This is a genomic window from Pseudomonas sp. RW10S2 (genome assembly GCF_014268985.1).
GTDB classification, from domain to species: domain Bacteria; phylum Pseudomonadota; class Gammaproteobacteria; order Pseudomonadales; family Pseudomonadaceae; genus Aquipseudomonas; species Aquipseudomonas wayambapalatensis.
Genome location: NZ_JABWRO010000001.1, coordinates 92,830 through 118,554, shown reverse-complemented (window position 1 = coordinate 118,554; position 25,725 = coordinate 92,830). Strand labels below are relative to the sequence as shown.

General features: G+C 62.9%; 24 protein-coding genes. 8 read left to right on the top strand and 16 right to left on the bottom strand.

Annotated elements, in window-relative coordinates; all coding sequences use genetic code 11:
• Window positions 1-7 precede the first annotated feature (7 nt).
• Window positions 8-880 (top strand): alpha/beta hydrolase, encoded by an 873-nt coding sequence (locus HU729_RS00605; protein ID WP_186707831.1) that lies wholly within the window; start codon window positions 8-10, stop codon window positions 878-880.
• A gap of 6 nt (window positions 881-886) precedes the next feature.
• Here HU729_RS00605 and xthA read toward each other — a convergent pair whose 3' ends face one another.
• On the bottom strand, window positions 887-1,699 hold the full coding sequence (gene xthA, locus HU729_RS00600; RefSeq protein ID WP_186663987.1) for an exodeoxyribonuclease III: 813 nt from the start codon (window positions 1,697-1,699) through the stop codon (window positions 887-889).
• Between the two features lie 161 nt (window positions 1,700-1,860).
• On the opposite strand from xthA, the gene HU729_RS00595 reads away from it, so the two are divergent.
• Genes HU729_RS00595 through HU729_RS00585 form a run of 3 tightly spaced genes read left to right on the top strand, consistent with a single transcriptional unit; the run spans window position 1,861 to window position 7,968 of the window.
• Window positions 1,861-2,502, top strand: a complete 642-nt coding sequence (locus HU729_RS00595; RefSeq protein ID WP_186663989.1) for a GNAT family N-acetyltransferase — start codon at window positions 1,861-1,863, stop codon at window positions 2,500-2,502.
• Between the two features lie 52 nt (window positions 2,503-2,554).
• Window positions 2,555-4,297: an autotransporter assembly complex family protein gene (locus HU729_RS00590; protein ID WP_186707829.1), complete on the top strand. Its 1,743-nt coding sequence runs from the start codon at window positions 2,555-2,557 to the stop codon at window positions 4,295-4,297.
• Entirely contained in the window at window positions 4,297-7,968 is a 3,672-nt protein-coding gene (locus HU729_RS00585) for a translocation/assembly module TamB domain-containing protein (protein ID WP_186707827.1), read from the top strand. Before HU729_RS00590 ends, HU729_RS00585 begins: the two co-directional genes overlap by 1 nt.
• Here HU729_RS00585 and HU729_RS00580 read toward each other — a convergent pair.
• The 4 genes from HU729_RS00580 to HU729_RS00565 form a co-directional block, all read right to left on the bottom strand.
• Complete coding sequence (locus HU729_RS00580; protein WP_186663995.1) at window positions 7,950-8,522, bottom strand: DUF2589 domain-containing protein; 573 nt, start codon at window positions 8,520-8,522, stop codon at window positions 7,950-7,952. The two genes, HU729_RS00585 and HU729_RS00580, sit on opposite strands and share 19 nt — an antisense overlap.
• Before the next feature lie 115 nt (window positions 8,523-8,637).
• The gene (locus HU729_RS00575; RefSeq protein WP_186663997.1) at window positions 8,638-9,279 is read right to left on the bottom strand and encodes a DUF2589 domain-containing protein; all 642 of its coding nucleotides are present in this window, start codon (window positions 9,277-9,279) and stop codon (window positions 8,638-8,640) included.
• A gap of 42 nt (window positions 9,280-9,321) precedes the next feature.
• Window positions 9,322-9,702: a Mor transcription activator family protein gene (locus HU729_RS00570; RefSeq protein ID WP_186707825.1), complete on the bottom strand. Its 381-nt coding sequence runs from the start codon at window positions 9,700-9,702 to the stop codon at window positions 9,322-9,324.
• Between the two features lie 231 nt (window positions 9,703-9,933).
• Window positions 9,934-10,395, bottom strand: coding sequence for a hypothetical protein (locus HU729_RS00565; RefSeq protein ID WP_186664001.1), 462 nt, complete (start codon window positions 10,393-10,395; stop codon window positions 9,934-9,936).
• A 149-nt stretch (window positions 10,396-10,544) separates the two neighbouring features.
• On the opposite strand from HU729_RS00565, the gene HU729_RS00560 reads away from it, so the two are divergent.
• Window positions 10,545-10,733 carry a hypothetical protein gene (locus tag HU729_RS00560; RefSeq protein ID WP_186665399.1) on the top strand — a complete coding sequence of 63 codons (189 nt, stop codon included), beginning with the start codon at window positions 10,545-10,547 and terminating at the stop codon, window positions 10,731-10,733.
• Between the two features lie 35 nt (window positions 10,734-10,768).
• Here the strand turns inward: HU729_RS00560 and HU729_RS00555 are convergent, their stop codons facing one another.
• On the bottom strand, window positions 10,769-11,143 hold the full coding sequence (locus HU729_RS00555; protein WP_238348266.1) for a fe2+ zn2+ uptake regulation protein: 375 nt from the start codon (window positions 11,141-11,143) through the stop codon (window positions 10,769-10,771).
• 198 nt (window positions 11,144-11,341) lie between these two features.
• Here HU729_RS00555 and HU729_RS00550 point away from each other — a divergent pair, with 198 nt between their 5' ends.
• Window positions 11,342-13,657, top strand: a complete 2,316-nt coding sequence (locus tag HU729_RS00550; RefSeq protein ID WP_346655277.1) for an acylase — start codon at window positions 11,342-11,344, stop codon at window positions 13,655-13,657.
• Window positions 13,658-13,708: 51 nt separating this feature from the next.
• Here the strand turns inward: HU729_RS00550 and HU729_RS00545 are convergent, their stop codons facing one another.
• Both HU729_RS00545 and HU729_RS00540 read right to left on the bottom strand, forming a co-directional pair.
• Window positions 13,709-14,431 carry a UDP-2,3-diacylglucosamine diphosphatase gene (locus tag HU729_RS00545; protein ID WP_186664007.1) on the bottom strand — a complete coding sequence of 241 codons (723 nt, stop codon included), beginning with the start codon at window positions 14,429-14,431 and terminating at the stop codon, window positions 13,709-13,711.
• A complete protein-coding gene (locus tag HU729_RS00540; RefSeq protein ID WP_186664009.1) occupies window positions 14,428-14,928 on the bottom strand; it encodes a peptidylprolyl isomerase in 501 nt (166 codons plus the stop codon). The genes HU729_RS00545 and HU729_RS00540 overlap by 4 nt, the downstream gene beginning before the upstream one ends.
• 246 nt (window positions 14,929-15,174) lie before the next feature.
• On the opposite strand from HU729_RS00540, the gene HU729_RS00535 reads away from it, so the two are divergent.
• Both HU729_RS00535 and cysS read left to right on the top strand, forming a co-directional pair.
• Window positions 15,175-16,875 (top strand): glutamine--tRNA ligase/YqeY domain fusion protein, encoded by a 1,701-nt coding sequence (locus tag HU729_RS00535; protein WP_186707821.1) that lies wholly within the window; start codon window positions 15,175-15,177, stop codon window positions 16,873-16,875.
• Window positions 16,876-16,884: 9 nt separating this feature from the next.
• Window positions 16,885-18,267, top strand: a complete 1,383-nt coding sequence (cysS, locus tag HU729_RS00530; RefSeq protein ID WP_186664012.1) for a cysteine--tRNA ligase — start codon at window positions 16,885-16,887, stop codon at window positions 18,265-18,267.
• Between the two features lie 84 nt (window positions 18,268-18,351).
• Here the strand turns inward: cysS and HU729_RS00525 are convergent, their stop codons facing one another.
• From HU729_RS00525 to HU729_RS00490, 8 genes are all read right to left on the bottom strand, one after another.
• Window positions 18,352-19,731, bottom strand: a complete 1,380-nt coding sequence (locus HU729_RS00525) for a HAMP domain-containing sensor histidine kinase (RefSeq protein ID WP_186707819.1) — start codon at window positions 19,729-19,731, stop codon at window positions 18,352-18,354.
• The gene (locus HU729_RS00520; protein ID WP_186707817.1) at window positions 19,709-20,389 is read right to left on the bottom strand and encodes a response regulator transcription factor; all 681 of its coding nucleotides are present in this window, start codon (window positions 20,387-20,389) and stop codon (window positions 19,709-19,711) included. Before HU729_RS00520 ends, HU729_RS00525 begins: the two co-directional genes overlap by 23 nt.
• A 189-nt stretch (window positions 20,390-20,578) precedes the next feature.
• Complete coding sequence (locus HU729_RS00515; RefSeq protein ID WP_054891515.1) at window positions 20,579-21,595, bottom strand: branched-chain amino acid aminotransferase; 1,017 nt, start codon at window positions 21,593-21,595, stop codon at window positions 20,579-20,581.
• 127 nt (window positions 21,596-21,722) lie between these two features.
• Window positions 21,723-23,303, bottom strand: a complete 1,581-nt coding sequence (locus HU729_RS00510; protein WP_186707815.1) for an ATP-binding cassette domain-containing protein — start codon at window positions 23,301-23,303, stop codon at window positions 21,723-21,725.
• 234 nt (window positions 23,304-23,537) lie between these two features.
• The gene (locus HU729_RS00505) at window positions 23,538-23,786 is read right to left on the bottom strand and encodes a hypothetical protein (protein WP_186707813.1); all 249 of its coding nucleotides are present in this window, start codon (window positions 23,784-23,786) and stop codon (window positions 23,538-23,540) included.
• A complete protein-coding gene (locus HU729_RS00500) occupies window positions 23,786-24,178 on the bottom strand; it encodes a hypothetical protein (RefSeq protein ID WP_186707811.1) in 393 nt (130 codons plus the stop codon). Before HU729_RS00500 ends, HU729_RS00505 begins: the two co-directional genes overlap by 1 nt.
• A gap of 205 nt (window positions 24,179-24,383) precedes the next feature.
• Window positions 24,384-24,752: a glyoxalase superfamily protein gene (locus tag HU729_RS00495; RefSeq protein WP_186707809.1), complete on the bottom strand. Its 369-nt coding sequence runs from the start codon at window positions 24,750-24,752 to the stop codon at window positions 24,384-24,386.
• Window positions 24,753-24,817: 65 nt separating this feature from the next.
• Window positions 24,818-25,675, bottom strand: coding sequence for a LysR substrate-binding domain-containing protein (locus HU729_RS00490; RefSeq protein ID WP_186664022.1), 858 nt, complete (start codon window positions 25,673-25,675; stop codon window positions 24,818-24,820).
• Between the last annotated feature and the right edge of the window lie 50 nt (window positions 25,676-25,725).

Sequence of the window (25,725 nt, the reverse complement as noted above, 5' to 3'; positions counted from 1 at the left end):
GTACACGATGCAGCTGATTCCCTGGTCCCATGATTGCTCGGAAGGTTTCACGCTACGCGGCTGGCATTCCGAGCCGAGCGGCAAGCCGTTGCTGCATTTCTTGCACGGCAACGGTTTCTGCTGCCTGGCGTACGAGCCCATGCTGATGCGCCTGGGGGAGCACTTCGACCTGTGGTTGTGCGACGTCCAGGGGCACGGCGACAGCGATCACGGCGGCGCCTTTCGTGGCTGGAACCGCACTGCGGAGTTGGTCTTGGAAGCATTCGAGGCGGGACGCCAGGTGTTTGGCGATGTGCCGCGCCATGCGCTCGGACACAGTTTTGGTGGGGTGCTGACCGGGCTGATTCTCGCCAGCAGGCCTGGGTTGTTCGAGCGTGCAGTACTGCTCGACCCGGTGTTGTTCAGTCGCCGCATGATCGGGGTGATGGGCGCAGCGGCACTGGTGGGCCTGCACCAGCGCCATGCCCTGGCGCGCAAGGCCGCAACCCGGCGCAGCTATTGGCCGGACCGCGAGGCGGCGCTGGCGTCGCTGCAGGGGCGGGGCATCTTCAAGGGGTGGAGTGATGCGGCGCTTCACGCATATATCGGCCATGCCATCGGCGATTGCGGCGAAGGTTTGGTGCTCAAGTGCCGGCCCAGCCGCGAGGTGGAGATCTTCAGTTCGTTCCCGGCGCGGATGTGGCCAAGCCTGCAGCGCATCACCACCCCGACGCTGATCCTGCATGGTGAAACCACCTACCCGTTCGTGCCGCATTCGGTGCGGCGCCTGGTGGGGCTCAATGCCAATGTCAGCGAGCGGCAGGTGGCGGGTGGGCATTGCTTCATGCAGGAAGACCCGGTGAGCGCCGCGCAGGCGGTCGAGGCGTTCCTGCGCGGTTGAGCCTGGTCAGGCCAGTTCCAGCCAGATGGGGGCGTGGTCCGAAGGTTTCTCCATCGCCCGCAGTTCGTAGTCCACGCCTGCCGCCTTCAGGCGTGGAAGCAGTGCCTGCGACGCCATGATCAGGTCGATGCGCAGGCCGCGCTTGGGTTCGTCCTCGAAACCGCGGCTGCGGTAGTCGAACCAGCTGAAACGGTCTGCCACTTCCGGGTGCAGGTGACGGAAGCTGTCCACCAGGCCCCAGCCCTTGAGGCGTTCCATCCACTCACGCTCTTCGGGCAGGAAGCTGCACTTGCCGGTCTTGAGCCAGCGCTTGGCGTTGTCGGCGCCGATGCCGATGTCGCAATCCTGGGGCGAGATGTTCACATCGCCCATCACCACCAATGGCTGGTCATTGCGGAACTGGTCTTCGAGCAGGGCCTGCAGGTCGCTGTAGAAGCGTTGCTTGGCCGGGAACTTGGTAGGGTGGTCGCGGCTTTCGCCCTGGGGAAAGTAGCCGTTCATGATGGTGATCGGCGTGCCGTCGGCATCGGCGAAGGTGCCCCAGATGAAGCGGCGTTGGGCGTCCTCTTCATCGGTACTGAAGCCCTTGACCAGCGACAGTGGCGCCTGGCGCGAGAGCAGGGCAACCCCGTAGTGACCCTTCTGGCCATGGAAATGTACGTGATAGCCCAAGGCCTGTACTTCGGCCAGCGGGAACTGATCGTCACTGACCTTGGTTTCCTGCAGGCCGATAACGTCTGGCTGGTGCTTCTCGATCAGCGCAGCCAGCTGGTGCGGGCGGGCGCGCAGGCCATTGATGTTGAACGAGACGATCTTCATGGAAAGCCGATCCTGGTAAAAGCTTCGGATGCTAGCTGACATCGGCCGTCATCACCAGCGTGGCAGCGCGGGGGGCGCGCTGCTAACGTGCTGGTGGGGGAACGATGTGCGGCAGGACACCTCCAAGGCTCTGATACGTACATTCCAGGAGGATCATCGCAATGTCCGACGCCCCGGCGCATATCAGCCTGCTCGACGATGGCTACAGCCGCGAAGTGCGTTCGCTGCTCTACCATGCCTATCGCCACGAGCCGACCTTTGCCTACCTGTTCGATGCACAGCGCAGGGGTTATGAGCGACGCTTGCGAGTGATGGTGCGCGAATGGGTGCGCCAGCATTTCTACCTGCAGTTGCCGGCAATCGGTGTGCTGGTCGACGATCGCCTGGTCGGTGCGGCGCTGATCGTGCCGCCGCAACGTCGCCTGGGGGTGGCCGACAGTTGGGCCTGGCGCCTGCGCATGCTGTTGGGCGCGGGCAGGCGCTGCACGCGTCGTTACCTCGAGTACCAAGCGGCACTGGCCGCGTGCATGCCGAGCCAGCAGGTCCACGTGCTGCCTCTGCTGGGGGTGCACCCGCAGTTCCAGGGGCGGCATTATGGTGAGCAATTGTTACAGGCAGTACACGACTGGTGCGCCGACGATCCGGATACCCAGGGCGTGATACTGGACACTGGCAATGTCCATTACCTAGCGTTTTACGAGCGCCAGGGCTATCAGGAGATTGGCGAGGTCGCGATCGGACCAATCCGCGAGAGGGTATTCTTTCATCCGAATCCGCTGTCCTCTAATCCAGCAATTGCTTGATCGCAACTACCCGCAGCTTACGCTGCCGCTTCGCTCTGGTAGCATGCCCCGCATGACGTATTCAGGAAGACTCGGTTGGGGCGTGCTGTTGCTCGCCGCCAGCTGCACAGCATGGGGCCAGAGCGAACTGCTGGTACGGGTCAAACCGTCCAACAAGGCGCTGCAGGCCAATATCGAAGGCTACATCGGCAGCCTGGGCGATCGCGACGAGGAGGCCTTGCTGCGGTTCAGCCGGGGCGCCGAGGAGCAGGCGCGCAAGGCGGCCCAGGCGCTGGGCTACTACCAGGCGCAGATCGACACGCAGGTCAAGCCGCCGAGCAAGGCCGATCAACCCGTACAACTGATCATTCGGGTCGACCCGGGCGAGCCGGTGCGCCTGCGCAATGTGACCGTGCGCATCGAAGGCCCGGCGAGCGAGATGAAGGCCTTTCGCATTCCCGACAGCAAGGCATTGCGCCAGGGCGAACAGCTCAACCATGGTGTCTACGAGGACGCCAAGCGGCTGATCCAGAACCAGGCTTCGCGCTATGGCTTTTTCGACGGGCGTTTTTCCCGTCAGCGCCTGGCGGTAGACCCGCAAGCGGGCGTCGCGGATATCGAACTGGTGTACCAGAGTGGTCCGCGTTATCGCCTGGGCAAGGTGACCTTCGGCGGCGACGCACCACTGGACGACGACCTGCTGCAACGCATGGTCGGCTTCAAGCCAGGAACGCCCTACGACTCCGAGCTGGTGGCCGAGCTGAACAACGACCTGCAGTCCAGCGGCTATTTCGACGGGGTACGGGTCGATGCGGCGCCGACCGCGGCGGTCGATGACGTCGTGCCAGTGGACGTGCGCCTGGACACCCGCAAGCCGCGAACGCTGGGGCTGGGCCTGGGCTTCTCGACCGACGTGGGGCCACGGGGCAAGGCCAACTGGACGCGGCACTGGGTCAACCCCCAGGGCCACAGTTATGGTTGGGAGACCGAGCTCTCGGCGCCTCGGCAGAACGTCGGCCTGTGGTATGACATCCCCCTGGACCCTCCGCTGACCGACAAGCTGCGTTTTGCCGGTGGTTACCAGAACGAAGAGATCTCCGGCACCGACACCCTCAGCAAACTGCTGACCGTCGGCCCCGAATGGCACAGCAAATTGCCCAGCGGCTGGCAGCGGGTGATCTCGCTGAAGTACCAGCGCGAGGAGTACCGCCTGGGTGACGATTCCGGGCTGAGCAACCTGCTGATGCCTGGCGTGAGTTTTTCCTACTTGCGCAGTGACAACCGCATCGACCCGCACAATGGCTATCGCCTGCAGTTCGACCTGCAGGCAGCCAAGGAAGGGCTGGGCTCGGACACCAACCTGGTGCATGGCAATGTCCTGCTCAAGGGCCTCACCACCCTGGGGCAAAACCATCGCTTCCTCGGGCGCGTGCAGTTCGGTGGCAGCGCTACCAACGGCTACCAGCAGAACGTCCCGCCCTCACTACGCTTCTTCGCCGGTGGCGACCAGAGCGTAAGGGGCTATGACTACCAGACGCTGTCGCCGAAGAACAACAAGGGCGACCGTATCGGTGGCCGCTACCTGGTGGCCGGCAGTGCCGAGTACCAGTATTCGCTCACGGAGAAATGGCGCGTGGCGACCTTCATCGACCAGGGCAACTCGTTCAATTCGCTGGAACTGCCCAGCCTCAAGACTGGCGTCGGCATCGGCGTGCGCTGGGTTTCGCCGGTCGGGCCGCTGCGCGTGGACCTGGCGCGCGCGCTGGATGATGACGGTGGTATCCGGCTGCATTTCTCCATGGGGCCTGAACTGTGATGCGTCTGCTCAAACCTGCGTTGTCGATCGTATTGGGCTTGTTGCTGCTGGTGGGGCTTTGCGCAACGCTGGTACTGGGAACGCAAGCGGGCAGCCGCTGGGTTCTGGGCCTGGTACCGGGGCTTGAGGTCGAGGACTTCCAGGGCCGACTGGGAGGCCAGTGGCAGGCTGCTCACCTGGTCTGGGCCCAGGATGGCAGTCGGGTCGAGCTGCAGGCACCGCAACTGCAATGGTCGCCGTCGTGCCTGTTGCGCGCCACGCTGTGCGTGCAGCGGTTGCAGGCCGAACGTATCGACATGGCGTTCGCTGCGAGTGAGTCGCAGCCGGACACCGGGCCGTTGCAACTGCCTGAGTTGCGTTTGCCGATCGCCATCGAGCTGGGTGAGGTCAAGGTCGGTCAATTACGCCTGGATGGCAGCGACCTGCTCGGCGACCTGCAACTGGCCGCCCACTGGACGACCGAAGGCCTGCGTATCGACGCCCTGCAATTGCAGCGTGACGACCTGCACCTGAGCCTGCAGGGCAGCCTGCTGCCCCAGGGAGATTGGCCGCTTCAGGCCGATGCCACGCTGCAGTTGCCGGCAGTGGATGGTCAGGCCTGGCAATTGGTGCTCAATGCCAAAGGCGACCTGCAGAAGACCTTGACCCTCGAGGGCACCAGCACGGGTTACCTTGAGGCTCAGCTCGAGGGTGAGCTGCAGGCGCTGGCCGATCACCTGCCCGCGACACTGCAGATCCGCGCGCAAGCGTTCCGTCCATCTGCCTCGTTACCTGATCCGCTGCAACTGAACCAGGTCAACCTTCAGGCCAAGGGTGACCTGCTCAAGGGATACCTGCTCAAGGGCACGGCCAGCCTTCCGGCCGAGCAGGGGCCAATTGCCCTGGCCCTGAATGGCAAGGTCGATGCCAAGGGTGCCCGGCTCGAGACACTGGATCTCACGGCCAGTGAGACACAGCGACTCGCGCTGCAGGCCAGTGCCGACTGGCAGCAAGGGCTGACGGCCGATGCCAGGATCGACTGGCTCGACTTTCCCTGGCTGCGCCTGTACCCGATGGACGAAGCACCGCAAGTTACGCTCAAGCGTTTCAATGCCCAGGTGCACTATCGTGACGGCACCTACAACGGTGATTTCAAGGGAGATCTCGATGGCCCGGCCGGTGCGTTCAGCCTGGCCAGTCCGTTCGCTGGCGACCTGACCCAGGTGCGCCTGCCACAGCTGGCACTGCTTGCTGGCCAGGGCAAGGCGTCGGGAGCCGTGACGCTGGGCTTTGCCGACGCGATTACCTGGGATGTCGATCTGCAATTGTCGGCGCTCGACCCCGCCTATTGGCTGGCGGAGCTGCCGGGCACTTTGGCAGGTCCCTTGCGCAGCAAGGGCGAATTGAAGCGCGAGCGTCTGCAGCTCGAGGCCCAACTTGACCTCAAGGGGCGCCTGCGTGGCCAGCCGGCGGTGCTTAAGGCTGATGCCAAAGGTGCAGGTGAGGCGTGGACGCTCGGTGCGCTGGCGATCCAGTTGGGCGACAACCGGATCAACGGCAGTGGCAGCCTGCAGCAGCGCCTGGCCGGTCGCATCGACCTCGACCTGCCGCGCCTCGGCCAGCTCTGGCCGCGTTTGCAGGGGCAGGTCAAAGGCCGCCTCGACCTTGCTGGCACGCTGGCCGCGCCGCAGGGTGTCTTTAGTCTTCAGGGGCAACAGCTGGCCCAGGCTGACAACCGCATACAGCGTCTGGATCTCGACGCACGCCTGGACAGCGCTCAGCGTGGGCTGATCACCCTCAAGGTGGGCAATATCCGCCTGGGTGAAACCGCCTTGGGCAATCTTGATGCCACGGGCAAAGGTGATATCCGTCAGCAGGCGCTGACAGTGGCGCTGAATGGACCCCAGCTCAAGCTCGACCTTGCACTGGATGGCACGCTCGGTAAAGGTGATTGGCGTGGCCGCCTGGCCAGCGGGCGTATCCAGGCGGGCGGTCAGGACTGGCAATTGCAAGCCCCCGCACGCCTGCAACGCCTGGCCAACGGCCAGCTCGACTTCGGTGCACATTGCTGGCGCTCTGGCGCTGCCAGCCTGTGTGGCGAGGATCAGCGCCTGGCGCCGGATCCACGCTTGCGCTACCACCTCAAGCAGTTCCCGATCGACAGCCTGGCCCAGTGGCTGCCGAAGGATTTCGCCTGGCAAGGCATGCTCAATGCCGACATCAACCTGGATATGCCGGCCAGCGGCCCCAAAGGCACGGTGCGCATCGACGCCAGCGGCGGCACGCTGCGGGTCCGCGATAAAGGGCGCTGGATCGACTTCCCCTACCAGACGCTCCGCCTGGACAGTACCTTGGCTCCGCGGCGGGTTGACACGTCGCTGGCGTTTCGTGGCGACCGGTTGGGTGAGTTGAACCTGTCGACACGCATCGATCCCTTGGGCCGGGACAAACCGCTTTCTGGCGAGTTTCGCCTTTCCGGGCTGGATCTGTCGATCGCCCGGCCTTTCGTGCCAATGGTCGAGCGCCTGGCTGGGCAACTCAACGGAGACGGGCGCTTGTCAGGTACCTTGCTGGCGCCACAGATCAACGGCAACCTGGTGCTTAGCGGCGGGCATGTCAGTGGCGCCGAGTTGCCGGTCAGCCTGGAAGACCTGTCGCTGCGTGCGCTCGTCGCCGGGGAGCAGGTACGGATCAGCGGTGATTGGCGAAGTGGCGAGGTCGGTCGCGGGCAATTGACCGGCGAGTTGGCCTGGGGGCAGGCGTTGGCTGTCGACTTGCGTTTGCAGGGCCAGCAGCTTCCGGTCAACGTTGAACCCTATGCCGCTCTGGAGATTGCGCCGGATCTCAACATTCGTCTGTCCGGCGACAAGCTGGCAGTGACCGGCAAGGTGCAGGTACCCAAGGGCAAGATCACCGTCCGCGAGCTGCCGCCTTCGACGGTGAAGGTCTCCGACGACACGGTAATTGTCGGCCACCAGACCGAACAGGGCACGCCGCCGATGGCGGTCGCGATGGACATCGATGTCGAAGTCGGTCGTGACAAGTTGTCGTTCAGCGGCTTCGGCCTGACCGCCAATCTGCTGGGCCATGTGCACATCGGTGACAACCTGGATACGCGTGGTGAGCTGAGCCTGGCCGACGGTCGCTATCGGGCCTATGGCCAGCGCCTGACCATTCGCCGTGCGCGCCTGCTGTTCGCAGGCCCCCTCGATCAGCCATACCTGGACATCGAAGCGATTCGCAAGGTCGACGACGTCATCGCGGGTATTCGCCTGAGCGGCAGTGCCGAGCAGCCGACCACCCAAGTGTTCTCGGAGCCGGCCATGAGCCAGGAGCAGGCGTTGTCGTATCTCGTGCTGGGACGTCCCCTGGGCAACTCGGGCGAGGATAACAACATGCTGGCTGAAGCGGCCTTGGGCCTGGGCCTTGCCGGGAGCGCCGGGATTACCGGCAGCCTGGCCTCGAGCCTGGGGATCGATGATTTCCAACTCGATACCGAAGGTTCGGGCAACAAGACCAACGTGGTGGCCAGCGGCAACCTGACCGAGCGCCTCAGCCTGCGTTATGGGGTCGGTGTGTTCGAGCCGGCCAACACCATTGCACTGCGGTACAAACTGAGCAAGAAGGTCTATCTGGAGGCCGCCAGCGGGCTGGCGAGCTCGCTGGACATCTTCTACAAACGCGACTTCTGACCCGCTCGGCGGACAGTGGCGGCTTCTATGAACTGGTTGCTGTCCGCGCCCGGCTCCGGGGTGGGTTTGGGCGGTGTGCGCAGAGGCAGGATCAGGTTGGTGTACTCCTCGATCAGCCGGTTGATCGCTTCGGGCGGCTCGCAGGCCTGGAACTGCATGCGGATCTGTACTTCGTCGGGGTCGCGTCCTTCGCCACGGCGCGCCTGGGCGCCCACGGTGACTTTGAAGTGCGAGCACGAAGTGGTCTCGTTCGCCTGCTGCAGCACTTCCTGGCGGGCCTGTGCGTTCTTCACGTGAACCGACAGGTCGACCTGCATGCGCTCCAGGGCCAGGCCCTTGGCAGACACCAGGGCAATCAGTGGGATGCGCAGGGTGTGCGTGTCGTCCATCGCCACTTCGACCATCTTGGCACGCATCGGCATGCCGGGCTGCTCGGCGTCCACGTCGAAGAACTGATCGAAGAGTCTGAGGTACTGTTGGGCAATCAGAGTATTGGTTGCCGCGGCGGCTTCCTGGAGTCCGCGCGTGATGTCGCGCAGGTCGGTGGAAGTCATGGGCGTCGGTTGAGGGTGTTCGCAGGGCTGATCCAATCATCGGTCTCCAGTGCTGATGCCGCAGGTGTCCGGGCGGAGACCTGCGGCAGGTGGGGACGGGGCACGGCGCTGGGCATCATGGCGTTGCGGAGGGTTTCTCTGCGCCGGGCAGGGTATCTTCGCTGGAGATGTTGTCGGTACTGCGCAGTTCTGCGCTGGCGAGCACGGTAGGTTTGGTTGCGGCATCGGTGAGGAATTCCATCACGCGCATGAGGGCTTCCGGTGGTTCCTGGCGGCGCACGGTGGTGTTGAAGGCATAGCGCGCTCGGGTATCGGTCTTGCGGGTTTGTTCCGACTTGTGGCTTACACTGCCTTTCACATTCAGCTTGAAAGGTCCCCAACCGAGCGAGGCCTCCATGCTGCCTTCCATATCCTTGGCGGATCGATCCTCGGCCATCTGGTTGATGGTCATCTCGAACTCGATCTTGCCCTCGTCGATGGCAATGTTCGGGTGGGTGATGGCCGCCAGCAGCGGCACCTTCATGCTCTTGGCAACGACGCCTTTGTACTCGCCATCCTCACCGACGACGGTTTCGTCGTAGTCGAACTGGATGGCGACTGCCTTGCCGTCCTGGATGCAGACATTCATGAGGAAGTCGGCGTATGACTTGCTCGCGGTGACCTGCGCCTGGACCATGGCCTGCAAGGGGCCGGCGATCATTCGGTCCATGGGCAGAGAGTTGATGACGGAGCCGATCAGGCTGCTGTCAATGGACATAGGCATTACTCCTTGGTGGGTGGTGACCGTTCAGGTCTGTTTTCAGTGGGGGTGATTGTCTTGGCGCCGGATGTTGCCAATCTGACGCAGGCTCAGTCCGTACTTGTCTGCGAGCAGGCTGCGCGACAGCCCGCTGGCGCTTTCTTTCTGAATTTGCAGATTGCGCAACTGGCGCTGGAAGTGATCGGCCTTGGGGATCTCCAGTGCGACACCAGCGTAGCGCTTGATCAGTGCGTCCAGTGCTTCTGCCGGCAACAGCTCGGCCAGCCGTGTACGGTCCCGATGTTTGGGGATGTACTTGGGGCGGCCACCGTAGGCGCACGTCAGCCGGTAAGCATTTTCAAGGCCGACGCACTCGATCAGTGATTGCCGCGAATGGGGTAATAGAGTGACATCGATTGCAGTCAGATCTGGCAGTTCCATATGCGATTTCCTTTTGTCTTTGAAGCCTGCACGGTTGGTGTGCAGAGATTCTCAGCCACCCCTCCCAGTCATTCCTAGGCGCCAAGTGGCCCATGCTTTGTAGTTTCAGTAGCGCGTCTCTTGCAGGCAGAGGCGAGCTTTTACGTAGGAAGTTGATCCATGATTTCGCTGTAGGTCTTGATCTATCGCGATCGAGTTTTTGGTTGTGCTCCAAGGGTGTGCCCACCCATTTCATTCACAGGGATAGGCTTTACGCAGGCTTACCACGCCCAGATAGTGCTGAGGGTTGTCTACCGCGCCGGCGGGGAGTGCGCGCCAGTCCACGTCCACGCACAGCGCTTCGAGCGCCTGGCCGCCGCGATAGCCTATGACTTGCGGGCTGAATACCCGGCGGTAGCGCGCATGGGTGCTGGCGAACGCCTCCACCTGCTGCGCCTGTGCCAGGGTCAACCTGGCCAGGACCGGCAGTTCCGAGGGTTGGAGGACGAAGTGCAACTGGCCTGGCTGCGCCTGCAGCAAGCCGCTGCCACGCACTTGCTGCCACAGTTGCTGCCACTGGTTGTTACTGCTGGTGGCTTCGAGGCGTGCGCCGAGTTCGAGCAGCTGTTCGCGGGGCAGGGTGCTGGTGTCAATGGCGTGGGCGAAGGTGAGCGGGACAACTATCAGGGTGCAAAGCAGGAAGGGTCTTGTCATGGGTGCTCCAGGGCATGAGCCGGGCGTCCATGTTTTCAATCTTGAGCGGTGAAGCTCAGCAGGAAATGCATCGCACCTGGATTTGGCCATGTATCATGTGGCCGGCTCGTGACGAGCTTTTTTGTCCCCGATGTTCCAAGGAATTGCCGATGACACACATGCAGCGCTTCAAATATTCGATTCTCATCATCGCGGTGATGATGGGGGTGATGTTCGGCCTGAGCTATCTGCAGAAACAGGGCACGATCAGCGAGCAGACCTTCCAGTATTTGGCCATTGGTATCGCCGTGGTCGTCGTGGTGATCAACGGCATCATGCGGCGCAAGGTCAAGTCCTGAGACAGGCGAGCCGGCCGTCCTGGCCGGCCCGGGATTCAGCGCAAGGCGTTCTGTTCCAGCACGGCGCGGGCTGCGGGCTGGAGGCTGTAGCACTTGTCATCGCCCAGGCTGATGACGCCCTCGGTGCAGAGTCGCTTGAGCACTTCGCGCACACTGAGGAATGACAGCGGGATATCCAGTTGCTCCAACTGCGCATGTACCCCGCGCACGCCGATGCTGCGCCCGCTGCGATCGGCCGAATGCAGCGCATCGATGACCTTCAGGCGGATCAGGCTGGTGCGCAGACCGTAGGCGCGCAGCAGCTCGCGGATCTGTTCGTTGCCGATCCGTTCCTGTGCGCCAGCGCTGTCTTGCGGCGTTGCACGGTCAGCGGTGTGCTGGCGCTGCGGCTGCAGTTGCGGGTTGTACATGTGAATGCTCCTTTTCGTGGACTGTCCCGAAATCATGAGTACCTAACTACTAGGACGAATGAGCGCGGGAAAACTGCAGTTCTTGCTGAAAAAAAACTGCCACGTCCTTTTCAAGACGTTCTCGCGCAGCGCAATACGTAAAATTTTCATCCGGCCGCTCGTCTGATCGGGATGACCTCTCATTCCCCAGGAGTGCCCGTGATCACACTATCGCGTCCCTTGTCCTGCCTTGGCCTGGCCATCGTGCTCGCCACCGCTGCCGCCGGCGTGCAGGCGCGGGAAGTTGCCGGCGATGCTTCGGCGCAGATCCGTCGCACCAGCTTCGGTGTGCCGCACATCCTGGCCAGCGACGAGCGTGGCCTGGGTTATGGCATCGGCTACGCCTACGCCCAGGACAACCTGTGCCTGCTGGCTGGCGAAGTGCTTACGGTCAATGGTGAGCGGTCGAAGTATTTCGGTGCCGAAGGCAAGACGGTCGAGCAGCGCGACAACCTCGACAGCGACCTGTTCTTCACCTGGCTGAACGACAATGTGGCGGTCAACGGATTCCTCCAGGCGCAGTCGGCGTCAATTCGCGATCGTCTGGAGGGCTACGCTGCCGGCTACAACCGAGCGCTTGCCGAGCGCAAGGCCCAGGGGCTGCCGGTGGAATGCGGGGCGGGCGACTGGGTCAGGCCAATCACCAGCCTGGACCTGGTGAAGCTGACCCGCCGACTGCTGGCTGAAGGGGGCATCGGCCAGTTCGCCGAAGCGGTGGTCGCGGCGACGCCGCCGAGCCTTGCCATGCACAGGCCCAAGGCCGACTACAGCGTGGCCCTGGCGCGTCAGCAGGCGTTCGCCAGCGAGCGCGGCAGCAACGCCGTGGCCGTCGGTGCACAGCGTTCGGCCAATGGGCGCGGCTTGTTGCTTGCCAACCCGCACTTCCCTTGGGTGGGAGGCCTGCGGTTCTACCAGATGCAGTTGACCATTCCTGGGCAACTCGATGTCATGGGGGCGGCGCTGCCGGGGTTGCCCGTGATCAATATCGGCTTCAACCGCGACCTGGCCTGGACCCACACGGTCGACACCTCCAAGCACTTCACCCTCTACCGCCTGCAGCTCGATCCGAAGGATCCCACCCGCTACCTGCTTGATGGCCAGTCGCTGCCGCTCGAACAGCAGACCATCACTGTTGCGGTGAGGGGGGTAGATGGAACGCTCAGTCAGGTGCAGCGCCAGGTCCATGTCTCGAAGTTCGGACCTGTGGTGCAGTGGCCGGGGCGCCTGGACTGGGATAGCCACTATGCCTACAGCCTGCGCGATGCCAATCTCGATAACACGCGAGTGCTCGAGCAGTGGTACGGGATCAACCGCGCCAAGGACATCGATGGCCTCAAGGCCTCGGTGGCCAAGCTGCAGGGTATTCCCTGGGTCAATACCCTGGCAGTGGATGCCGGTGGCCGTGCGCTGTACCTGAATCAGTCTGTGGTGCCGTATGTCGACAAGGCCCTGCTTGCCCAGTGCAGCGACCCGTCGCTGGCGGGGCCGTTGGTGGTCCTGGATGGTTCGCGCAGCGCATGCCAGTGGAAGATCGACGCCGATGCCGCACAACCTGGAATCTTTCCGGCGCGCCTGCAACCAAGCCTTGAACGCGGGGACTTCGTGCAGAACTCCAACGACTCGGCCTGGCAGGTCAACCCGGCCCAGCCACTGACCGGCTTCTCGCCGCTGGTCAGCCGTGAAGACCAGCCCTTGGGCATGCGCACCCGCTTTGCCTTGCAGCGCCTGCAAGGCCGCGACAAGCTCGGTGTGCCGGAGCTGCAGCGAATGGTGATGGACGACGAGGTGTATCTGGCCAGTCAGGTGCTGCCAGCGCTGCTGGACTGGTGCAAAGGTGCCGAAAGCGAGCTGCAGACGCTGTGCGCGAGCCTCAAGGCCTGGAACGGCAAGGCCGGCACTGATAGCGGCATGGGGCTTGTGCATTTTGCCAACATCATGGAGACGCTGGGCGACCAGCCACACATCTGGCGTGTGGCGTTCGATCCGGCCGATCCGCAGCACACGCCGCGCGGTCTTGCGGTAGAGCAAGCGGCAGTGCGCAAGCTGCTCCGCGAGGCGGCGCTGGCTTCGTTGGCGCAGGTTCAGGAAGGCGGCATGGTGCAAGAACAGCAGTGGGGGCAGGTCCAGCAGGCGCTGGACGGCACGCCGGTGCCTGGTGGCCCGCAGGAGCTGGGGATCTATAACGCCATGGTCAGTGTGCCCCATGGGGCAGGGAAGCGTCTGGTGGTCAGCGGTACCAGCTACCTGCAACTGGTCAGCTTCACCGAACAGGGGCCTCAGGCTCAGGGGCTGCTGGCGTTTTCACTGTCGAGCGAGTCGGCCTCGGTGCATGCCTTCGACCAGACGCGTGCCTTTGCTGCCGGGCAATTGGCGCCGATTCCGTTTACCGAGGCGCAGATCACGTCCGATCCTCAGTATCGCCAGTATGTCGTGCGCGAACGGGATGAGCAGGCGTTGGTCAGCACGGGAAAATAGGCGGAATCAGTGGCCCTGCGGTGGCGCAAACCACCTCAGGGTCGCTGCACATCAGGAAAATTCGAATGGCGCCAGGTGCATGCCCTGGTCGTCCACCTGCAGCGCCCAGCCTCGGCGATCCCAGTCTCCCAGTACGATGCGTCGCGCCGGCTGGCCTTCGACCACCAGCTTGTGCAGGGCAGGGCGGTGGGTATGGCCGTGGATCAGCGTACGCACATTGTGCTCGCTCATCACCTTGGGCACTTCGTCGGGGGTGACATCGACGATTTCGGTGTTCTTCATCCGCGTCTGCGCCTGGCTTTCACTGCGCAGCTTGCGTGCCAGCTTCTGGCGCGTGGACAGCGGCAAGTGACGCAGGATCCAGAGGCTCAGCGGGTTGCGCAGGTAGCGGCGCAGCTTCATGTAGGCGACGTCGCGGGTGCACAAGGTGTCGCCATGCATCAGCAGTACCGGCTCACCGCCCAGCTCAACCACGCTGGGGTCGGCCAGCAGGGTGCAGCCAGCGGCCTTGCAGAAGTCCTGCCCGATGAGAAAGTCGCGGTTGCCGTGCATCAGGTAGATGGCTGTGCCGCTGTCGGACAGCGTGCGCAGTGCCTGACAGATCGATTGCTGGAAGGGCGTCATGGCATCGTCGCCGATCCAGGCTTCGAAGAAGTCGCCAAGGATGTACAGCGCCTTGGCGTGCCGCGCCCGCCCATCGAGCAGATCTAGAAACGCCCGGGTAATGTCCGGGCGTTCTTCTTGCAGGTGCAGATCGGAGATCAGCAGGATCACTCAATGATCTCGGCTTTCTCGATGATCACGTCGTCCTTCGGCACGTCCTGGTGGCCAGCCTTGGAACCGGTGGCGACTTTCTCGATGGCATCGACCACTTCACGGCCTTCGGTCACTTCGCCGAATACCGCGTAGCCCCAGCCCTGCACGTTCTTGCCGCTGTGGTTGAGGAAGTCGTTGTCGGAAGCGTTGATGAAGAACTGCGCCGAGGCCGAGTGCGGCTCCATGGTGCGGGCCATGGCGATGCTGTACTTGGTGTTCTTCAAGCCGTTGTCGGCTTCGTTTTCGATGCTGGCGCGGGTTTTCTTCTGGTTCATGCCAGGCTCGAAGCCGCCGCCCTGGATCATGAAACCCTTGATCACACGGTGGAACACGGTGCCGTCGAAGTGGCCGTCCTTGACGTACTGAACGAAGTTCTCGACGGTTTTCGGGGCTTTTTCGGCGTTCAGTTGCAGAACGATGTCGCCGTGGTTGGTGCTCAGTTTGACTTTGGACATGCTGAAATTCGCTCTTTCAAGGCATTCGAGAATAGGGTGCACAGGTCGCGTACTGTACCTGACGCAGGATCTGGCGGCGGCGACACAAGGCGCGCGGCGGCCATTTTGCCAGCTGGCGACAAAACGCTGCGAGAAATCGCGCCAGTTTGTCGGTGCCCGGCTGTCAGCAGCTTGACTGCTTCGGCTATGATAGGCCCTTTGATTCAATCGGCCTACCCGGACCGGACATCTGCATTCAAGGATCCTATGAGCAAGCCCACCGACAACGCGACCAACGCCGCTGCCAAAGGCGCCCCCGCCGTCCCTGCGAACTTCCTGCGACCGATCGTCCAGGCTGACCTGGACTCGGGCAAGCACAGCAGTATCGTCACCCGCTTCCCGCCGGAACCGAACGGTTATCTGCACATCGGCCACGCCAAGTCGATCTGCGTCAACTTCGGTCTGGCCCAGGAGTTCGGTGGCGTCTGCCACTTGCGTTTCGACGACACCAACCCGGCCAAGGAGGACCAGGAGTACATCGACGCCATCCAGCGTGATGTCAAGTGGCTGGGCTTCGAGTGGACAGGTCCGGTGCGCTTCGCTTCCGACTATTTCGACCAGTTGCACGACTGGGCGGTCGAGCTGATCAAGCGCGGCAAGGCCTACGTGTGCGACCTCACCCCCGAGCAGGCCAAGGAGTATCGCGGCACCCTGACCCAGCCCGGAAAGAACAGCCCGTTCCGCGAGCGCAGCGTCGAGGAGAACCTCGACCTGTTCGCACGCATGAAGGCCGGCGAGTTCAAGGACGGCGAGCGTGTGCTGCGTGCCAAAATCGACATGGCCTCGCCGAACATGAACCTGCGCGACCCGATTCTTTACCGCATCCGCCATGCCCACCACCACCAGACCGGTGACAAGTGGTGCATCTACCCCAACTACGACTTCACCCACGGCCAGTCGGACGCCATCGAGGGCATCACCCACTCGATCTGCACCCTGGAGTTCGAAGGCCATCGTCCGCTGTACGACTGGTTCCTCGACAACCTGCCGGTACCGGCGCATCCACGCCAGTACGAGTTCAGCCGCCTGAACCTGAACTACACCATCACCTCCAAGCGCAAGCTCAAGCAACTGGTGGACGAGCAGCACGTCGAGGGCTGGGACGATCCGCGCATGTCCACGCTCTCGGGCTACCGCCGTCGTGGCTACACCCCGGCCTCGATCCGCAACTTCTGCGACATGGTCGGCACCAACCGCTCCGATGGCGTGGTCGACATGTCGATGCTCGAGTTCAGCATCCGTGACGACCTCGACCGCACCGCGCCGCGCGCCATGTGCGTACTGCGTCCGCTGAAGGTGGTGATCACCAACTATCCAGAAGGCCAGGTCGAGCAACTCGAATTGCCGCGCCACCCGAAGGAAGACATGGGCGTGCGCGTCCTGCCGTTCGCCCGTGAGCTGTACATCGACCGTGATGACTTCATGGAAGAGCCGCCCAAGGGGTACAAGCGCCTGGAGCCAGCCGGCGAGGTGCGCCTGCGCGGCAGCTACGTGATTCGTGCCGACGAGGCGATCAAGGATGCCGAGGGCAATATCGTCGAGTTGCGCTGCTCGTACGATCCGGACACCCTGGGCAAGAACCCCGAGGGCCGCAAGGTCAAGGGCGTGATCCACTGGGTGCCGGCCGCCGCCAGCGTCGAGTGCGAGGTGCGCCTGTACGACCGCCTGTTCCGCTCGCCCAACCCGGAGAAAACCGATGAGGGCGGCAGCTTCCTTGAAAACATCAATCCGCAATCGCTGCAGGTGCTGACGGGTTGTCGTGCCGAGCCTTCGCTGGGCCAGGCCCAGCCAGAAGATCGCTTCCAGTTCGAGCGCGAAGGCTACTTCTGCGCCGACCTGAAAGACAGCCAGCCGGGTCGCCCGGTGTTCAACCGCACCGTGACCCTGCGCGATTCGTGGGGCAGCTAAGGAATCCTCGTGCTTAACATCTACAACACCCTGAGCAAGACCAAGGAAGTTTTCAAACCCCTGGATGGCAACAAGGTGCGCATGTACGTCTGCGGCATGACCGTGTACGACTACTGCCACCTGGGCCATGGTCGCAGCATGGTGGCGTTCGACCTGATTACCCGTTGGCTGCGCAAGAGCGGCTATGAGCTCACGTACGTACGCAACATCACCGACATCGACGACAAGATCATCAACCGCGCCAACGAAAACGGCGAGCGCTTCGATGAGCTGACTGCGCGCATGATCGATGCCATGCACGAGGATGAGCGGCGCCTGAACATCCTCAAGCCGGACCTGGAGCCGCGTGCCACCGATCACATTCCTGGCATGCACGCGATGATCCAGACCCTGATCGACAAGGGCTATGCCTACGCACCGGGCAATGGCGACGTGTACTACCGCGTCGGCAAGTTCGTCGGCTACGGCAAGCTGTCGCGACGCAAGATCGAAGACTTGCGTATCGGCGCGCGCATCGAGGTCGACGAGGCCAAGCAGGATCCGCTGGACTTCGTCCTGTGGAAGGGCGCCAAGCCGGGCGAGCCGAGCTGGGATTCGCCCTGGGGCCCGGGCCGTCCGGGCTGGCACATCGAGTGCTCGGTGATGTCCACCTGCTGCCTGGGCGAGAGCTTCGACATCCACGGTGGTGGCAGCGATCTCGAGTTCCCGCACCACGAGAACGAGATCGCCCAGAGCGAGGCGGCCACCGGCAAGCCTTATGCGGCGGCCTGGATGCACTGCGGCATGATTCGTATCAATGGCGAGAAGATGTCGAAGTCGCTGAACAACTTCTTCACCATTCGTGACGTGCTCGAGAAGTACCACCCGGAGGTGGTGCGTTACCTGCTGGTGGCCAGCCACTACCGCAGCGCCATCAACTACTCAGAAGACAGCTTGCGCGATGCCAAGGGCGCCCTGGAGCGTTTCTATCACGCACTGCGTGGCCTGCCGCGCGTAGCCGCCAAGGGTGGCGAGGCGTTCGTCGAGCGGTTCAGCGTGGCGATGAACGATGACTTCGGCACCCCTGAAGCCTGCGCCGTGCTGTTCGACCTGGTGCGAGAGATCAACCGCCTGCGCGACAGCGACGCTGATGCAGCGGCAGGCCTTGCCGGTCGCCTGCGTGAGCTGGGTGATGTGCTGGGTGTGCTGCAACTGGATGCCGACGACTTTTTGCGTGCCGGTGCCGAAGGCCGTGTCGATGCTGCCGAGGTCGAAGCCTTGATCCAGGCGCGTCTGCAGGCGCGTACGGACAAGAACTGGGCGGAGTCCGATCGCATTCGCGATCAACTGACTGCCATGGGTGTGGTGCTGGAAGACAGCAAAGGCACCACCACCTGGCGTCTGGCTGACTGATACAGCTCGAGGGCTGCCCTGCAGCCCTATCGCGGGACATGTCGTGGCGCCGAACCGCCGCTCCGACTTGTCCCGCGATGCTTTTCAGGTAGTCGAGCAGTGCAGTACCAACTTCGCCCCGCCTAGCTCGCTACTGCCCACTTCCAGTCCGAACCCGTGCAGGTCGACGATCGCTGCGACGATCGACAACCCCAGCCCGAACCCTGGGTGACGATGGCCTTCCTCGCTGCGATAGAAGCGCTTGAGCACCGCCGCCCGCTCCTGTTCCGGAATCCCTGGCCCGCTGTCCTCGATGGCGATATGCACGCCATCGTCGTCCTGCCGTGCCTGGATCCGTACCTGCCCACCCTCTGGGGTGAACTTGATGGCATTGCCGACCAGGTTGGCCAAGGCCTCGAACAGCAGCTCCCGGTCGCCGTGCAGCGCGGGCAGTTGCACAGGCTGCTCCAATTGCAGTCGAATGCTGCCATCCTCTGCAAGCGGCAGGTAGAAGTCGTGCAGCTCCACCAGCAAATTGTGCGGATCAAGCTCGACGAACCCTGCGCGGCGCTGGCGGTCTTCCAGCTCGCTGATGCGCAGCAGGCCGCGGAAGCGTGCCATCAGGGTGTCGGTCTCGCTGATGGCCTGATCCAGCGCTTCGGCTTCCGGCGAGTTCGCTCCACTCTGCTGGCGAATGCGGTAGAGCTGGGCCCGCAGGCGGGTCAGCGGCGTGCGCAGGTCGTGGGCAATGTTGTCGCAGACACCCTTGACCTCGTGCATCAGCCGTTCGATGCGGTCGAGCATGGCGTTGACGATCGCGGCCAGCATGTCCAGCTCGTCACGCCGTGCCGACAGCGGCAAGCGGTGGGTGAGGTCGCCGGCGACGATCAGCTCGGCGCTGGCCTGTACCGCGCGGATACGCTTGAGCGGGCGCCTGCGTAGCAGGTACCAGCCGGCGAAACCGGGAATCAGCGTCAGTGAAATCCCCCAGAGCAGTGCGTGCAGAATGATCCGAGTCACCACGAACAACGAGCCGTTGTCGCGCACCAGCACCAGCCAGCGGCCATCGGGGATATGGATCGCCACGGCATCGCAGCTGTCGCGCGGCAAGTGCGGATCGTCGGCATCCAGGCAACGCTTGAGTTCGTGAACCTTGCCATCCAGGCCCAACTCCGCCGGGATCGAGCGGATACGACCGCCGATGGGGTTGAGTTGCGGGTCGAACAGGCCGTAGGCGTCGAAGCTGCGTTCTTCGAAGGCCTGGCTGGCGATCAGTGCATCGTCCAGCTGCTTGCCGGTCATGTGCGCGAAGAGGTGCTGGCGTTGCAGCATGGAGTGGCGGGTCAGCTTGTTCAGATAGCTGGTGACCTCGAAGTACAGCACCCCCATGAGGATGCTGCTCCAGGCCACGAACAGGAAGCTGTACAGCGCCAGCAGGCGGCTGGTCGAGGAGCTCCAGCCTTTAGACGGGTTCAGCAATGGCATAACCGGAGCCCCGTACGGTTCGGATCAGCGGTGTCTGGCCGGGTGGATCGATCTTCTTGCGCAGACGACCGATGTGGACGTCGATCAGGTTGGTGCCTGGATCGAAGTGATAGCCCCAGACTTCCTCGAAGATCATCATGCGAGTGATGACCTGCCCGGAGTGGCGCATCAGGAATTCGAGCAGTTTGTATTCGGTTGGCAGCAGGTTCAGGCTGCTCTGGCCGCGTCGGGCTTCATGGCTGATCAGGTCCAGCTCCAGGTCGGCGACCTGCAGGCGGGTCTGGGTCATGGGTACGCTGTTGCGCCGCAGCAGCACTTCGACACGGGCCGCCATTTCGTCAGAGGCGAAAGGTTTGGTCAGGTAGTCGTCGCCGCCGGCACGCAGGCCGCGCACGCGTTCGTCGACATCGGACAGGGCGCTGATCATCAGGATTGGCGTGGCGATCTTCAGGCTGCGCAGGGTGGTGACAATGGTCAGGCCGTCGACTTCCGGGAGCATCCGGTCCACGGTGATCAGGTCATAGCCGCCGGCAATAGCCTTGGCCAGGCCTTCGCGGCCATTGTCTGCCCAGTCGACTTCCAGCCCGTGGCTGGAAAGTTCGGCGACGATTTCCTGGGCGGTGACGGCGTCGTCTTCGATGGTCAGTACGCGGGGCATGCTAGTACCTGGGCGGCGATTGGATGACTGATTGTGCCAAAGAATAGACAAACGGCGATTTAAGAAAAATTCATCTATCGGGGGCATGGTGCCAGTATCGGCTTTTCCCGCACAGAGACTGGCCCTGACAGCAATGAAAACGGGGCGTGCCATCGCTGACACGCCCCGTTTTCATTGCAAGGCGACGCCTCAGGCGACCTTGATGATCCAGCCCGCCGGCGCTTCGACGTCACCGCTCTGGATGCCGGTCAGCTCGTTGTAGAGCTTCTGGGTGACCGGGCCGACCTTTTCCAGGTCGTGGAACACGTGCAGTTTGCCGTTGTACTCGATACCACCGATCGGGGTGATCACTGCGGCCGTACCGCAAGCGCCCGCTTCGATGAAGCGATCGAGCTTGCTGATTTCGACATCGCCTTCGATCACGGTCAGGCCCAGGCGCGATTGCGCCAGTTCCATCAGCGACAGGCGAGTGATACCTGGCAGTACCGAGGCCGATTTTGGCGTGACGAACTCGTTGTTGGCGGTAATGCCGAAGAAGTTGGCCGAACCGACCTCCTCGATCTTGGTGTGGGTCAGCGGATCCAGGTAGATGGCGTCGGCGAAGTTGGCTTTCTTCGCTTCGGAACCCGGTTGCAGGCTGGCGGCGTAGTTGCCCCCGACCTTGGCTGCGCCGGTGCCCTGTGGGGCGGCACGGTCGAAGCTGGAGATCTGGAAGTTGTGCGGCTTCATGCCGCCTTTGAAGTACGAGCCTACCGGGATGGCGAACACCGAGAAAATGAACTCCGGCGCGGTACGCACGCCAATGTTGTCACCGGTGCCGATCACGAACGGACGCAGGTACAGGGCACCCTTGCCGTGCGGCGGAACGAACTTCTCGTTGGCCTTGACCACCTGCTTGCACGCCTCGATGAACACATCGGTCGGCACGTGCGGCATGAGCAGGCGGGCACAGCTGCGCTGCATGCGGGCGGCGTTCTGGTCCGGGCGGAACAGGTTGATCGAGCCATCCTTGCAGCGGTAGGCCTTCAGGCCCTCGAAGCATTGCTGGCCGTAGTGCAGGGCAGTCGAGCCTTCGCTGATGTGCAGCACGTTGTCGTCGGTCAGGGTGCCTTTGTCCCACTCGCCGTTGCGCCACACGGACAGGTAGCGCTTGTCGGTCTTGATGTAGTCGAAGCCCAGCTTGTCCCAGTTGATCTCGTTGCTCATGACACCCTCTATTGTCTTGCAGAGGCCCGATCGCTCGGGCTGCTTTTAAATGCGCACCTCGCCACGATAATACATCCGCAGAGGATGGGGAACGGCCAGTCATGAATTGCCCTGGACGCTTCGTCGTTCAGCCCAGGTCGAGGCATCCATCAAGGTGCAGGCATTCAAGGAATAGGCTGTCGTGGGAGGCGACCAGCAGGGCGCCAGAGAACTGCTCCAGCATGGTTTCCAGTGCCTGCAGCGAAGGCAGGTCCAGGTGGTTGTTGGGTTCGTCGAGCAGCAACAGGTCCACCGGTTGCTCGCGGTACAGCACTGCAGCCATCGCACCCTTGATGCGCTCCCCGCCACTGAGCAGTGTGCTGGGCAGCTCTATTCGGGCGGCGTCCAGGCCCAGTTGGGCAAGACGGGTTCGCATCTGTGCCTGTGAAAGGGCAGCGTTGCCCTGGCGCAGGTGCTCGAGCAGCGACAGCCCAGGCGTCAACTGACTGCAATGCTGGTCGAGCAGGGCAACGTCGCCGCTGATTTGCAGGGTGCCTGCTGTGGCCTGTAGCTCTCCGGCCAGCAGCCGCAATAACGTGGACTTTCCGCTGCCATTGGCCCCAAGCAGCCCCAGGCGCTCACCAAGTGACAGGCTCAGGCTCAGCGGGGTAGCTGTGCCCCGTGGCAGGCACAGCGCGTCTAGTCGCAGTACTCCGCGCCCGCGATGACGTGCGGGTGTCGGCGCGTGCAGGGTGATCGCCGTGTGTCGCTCGACCTGTCGCGCAGCCTCCCGGACCTGTTCGTGCAGCGCTTGATGTGTAGCCTGCTGGTCGCGCCGTTGCTTGCCGGCGCTCACCTGGCTACGTTGCTGCTGGCGATCAATGAGGATCTTCGCCTGGTTGGCATGCTTGGCTTGATGCCCTACTTGCGCCTGATGCCGCACGAGATTCTCGTGCTGGCGTTGCAGTTCGCGGGCCTGGCGTTGCTGTTGCTGTTTGGCACGCGCAAGCGCCTGCTCGGCCCGGGCTTGGGCGTGCATTTTCTGCTCGGCGTAGAACGCGTAGTTGCCGCCGAATGCCTGCAGCCCGAGCGATGAAAGCTCCACGATACGTTCCATGGAGGCCAATAGTGTGCGGTCATGGCTGATCACCAGCAGGCCTTTGTCCCAAGCTTGGATCATTTCCAGGAGATTGGCGCGAGCGCAGCGGTCCAGGTGGTTGCTGGGCTCGTCAAGGATCAGGAAGTCGGCATCACTGGCCCACGCACCGAGCAGGGCGATGCCCATCGCCTGGCCGCCGCTGAGCGTGGCTGGGGCTTGCTGTAGGTCGACGCTGGCAAAGCCTTGTCGGTCGAGCAATGCCCGAAAGCGCTCGCGAACATCCCAGCGATCCGCGACCAGGTCGAAGTCGTTGGGGGCGGTGCTGCCTGCTTCAATGCGCTCGAGGGCCTGGACTACCGGGGCGACCTGGGCCAACTCGGCAACCGTCGCGCTGCGGTGGATGCTCTGCTGGTCCAGATGGTGGACGCGGCCGATGCGTCGACAGCGCCCTGAAGTGGGCGCGCGCAGGCCGGCAAGGATATGCCCCAGCAGGCTCTTGCCCACGCCATTGCGTCCGACCAACCCGGTACGCCGCTGGTCGAAGGATTCATTGAGTTCGGAAAACAGCAACCTGCCATCGGGCAAGGTCAGGGAGACGCTCTCGAGCGTCAGGATCGACGTATTCGTCATGGGTAACTCCACGCATGCCACAACATCCCCACCTGTAAGCAGGGGCTGAAGATTGGCCGTCGAAGGGGACGGCGGCATTAGTGGCGCATTGGACGAACACCTCGTGAATGAGTAGCGGTGCCAAGGGTAATGGTCAGGAGGGCCCAGGTAAAGGGCTCAACCCGGATCGCCGCTCTGCGTGCTGTTCAGTGGTCCCCAATCTGCTGACAAAACCGCAGCAAATTGCCGAACGGATCACGGATCTACATCGGAACAATATTTCGTCTGATGGGTAAGCAAGTGGATTCCTGTGGCGGCCAGAAATATAGGCCATAGAAATCCTGGGATGCCCAGCAATGTCACATGTCCGAGAAAGAAAAGGCTTGCAATGGCGCATGACATTAGAACGATGCCCGTCCACTTGCGCCTGTTTGGACGACGAAGGGTTCTGTCTGTGAGGAACGCAATCAGTGACAAGAAGGCGATGCTGATCAGATCGTTCATCATGCTGCTCGGCTGTTGATGATCAGGCTCTTGATGGTGCGCTGGGGTCCTATGCCGCCTTGGACTTGGGCTTGAATACTGACGATTCTGTCGCCGGAATGGAATGTAGGGATGCGGCTGGTGACATAGGAGCCGACCAAGCCCCCTACTACAAAGCCGCCTATTGGCGTAATGGTTCCGATGGGGGTGCTGACCGCGCTTCCGAACAAAGCGCCGGCGCTGTTGCGCAGCTCGTTCAGCAGGTCAGCCTGGCTTCGAGAAACGGGGGAGGAGATAGCTACGCGCAGCCAGCATGGTCTGTCATTTGCCTGCATGCGATCGTAGACCTCGAGGATGAGGTCGATAACGCGATAGTTGTCTTGACGGGCTGCAGTTAAGCAAAGCTGGTTCAAGCGACTTCGATCTGAGGGTTGGACGGTCACTTCATTGATTTGGAACGTGATCCCGTGGTGACCGACGACGTGATATGTACTTGTAGCCTGCAAGCGAAGTCCCTTACTGGTGCCGAATCTGTTTCAGATGCGCGCACAATGCAGAACTTTCGCTGCTGAGCCTATTCAGGGGTGTCTAAACAGTGTGTGGGAGATTTCAGGAATGTTATTCATCCCCAATCTGCTGACAAAACCGCAGCAAATTGCCGAACGGATCACGGATCTGCATTTGCAGCCCCCAGTCCACCCGCTCGGCTTCGGGGCGTGAATAACCGTACTTTTTGGCCAGCAGTTCGCTTTCGAGCGCCTTCAGATCCTCGACCCGGGCAAACACGGTAGAGCCCGGCGTGGCGTCGCCATAGTGCTCGGACAGGTGCAGGATCAGCCCGTCGCGGTGTATTTGCGCGTACAGCGGCAGGTCGGGGGCGAAGCGGTGTTCCCAGTCGAGGCTGAAGCCCAGGAAATCGAGGTAGAACTCCTTGGCCTTGTCGACCGAGAAGATGCGCAGCACGGGAATGGCGGGGGCGAATTGCATGGGGGCATCCTTACCGGGTGAGAGATCGCCACTCTAGCGCATCGCGGTCGGCCGTGGCGATTGGCTCACAGCCCCACGCTGGCGCGTACCATGGCATAGGCCTGGCGTACCAGGGGGTTGACCGTGTTGGCCCGCACCCACAGGTGATAGGTGACGTCAGGCAACGGCGGCAGGCCATCACTCTGGCCGAGCACACGCATGTCCGGGCCGACCATTTCCTGGCTGCGCGCGGTGATGCCCAAGCCTGCGCGCACCGCAGCCTTGATGCCGATCAGGTTGGACGCCAGGTAGGCCTGGCGCCACGGGATGCCGGCCTGTTCCAGGGCGTCCAGGGCCAGTCGGCGATACAGGCTCGGTTCGTCCACCAGCACTAGCGGCAGCGGTTCGCCGGGGATGTGCTGGTACTGCGCTGCACAGATCCACCACACCGGCGAGGTACGCAAGGCGAAACCCTCGACGCCGGGGGCGTTGACGGTGGAAATGACCATGTCGACCTTGCCACGCTGCAGGTCGTCCATCAGGAACGGGCTACGGCCGACGTCTATCTCCAGGCGCAGGTTCGGCGCCGAACGGGCGATATGGCCGAGCAGCGGTGGCAGGATGGTGTCGGCGATGTCGTGCGGCGAACCGATCCGCAGCACGCCGCTCAGGCCATCCTGGCGCAGGCCGGCGAGGGCCTCGTCGTTGAGTGCGAGCATCTGCCGGGCATGGCGCAGCAGCTGCCGGCCGGCGTCGGTGAGGGCTTTGTGCCGGCCCTGCTTGCGCAGCAGCGCCACGCCCACCTGCTGTTCCAGGCGTTGCATGTGTTGAGTGACCGAGGCCTGGGTGCGGGCCAGGTGACGACCCGCTTCGGCGAAGCTTGTGTGATCGACGATGGCGACGAAGGTGCGCAGCAAATCGAGGTCCAGGGCGGGTGTGGTCATGGGTGGGCCTGCGGTTGGAATGGGGGGCGGATCGGCTGTTTTTACATTAC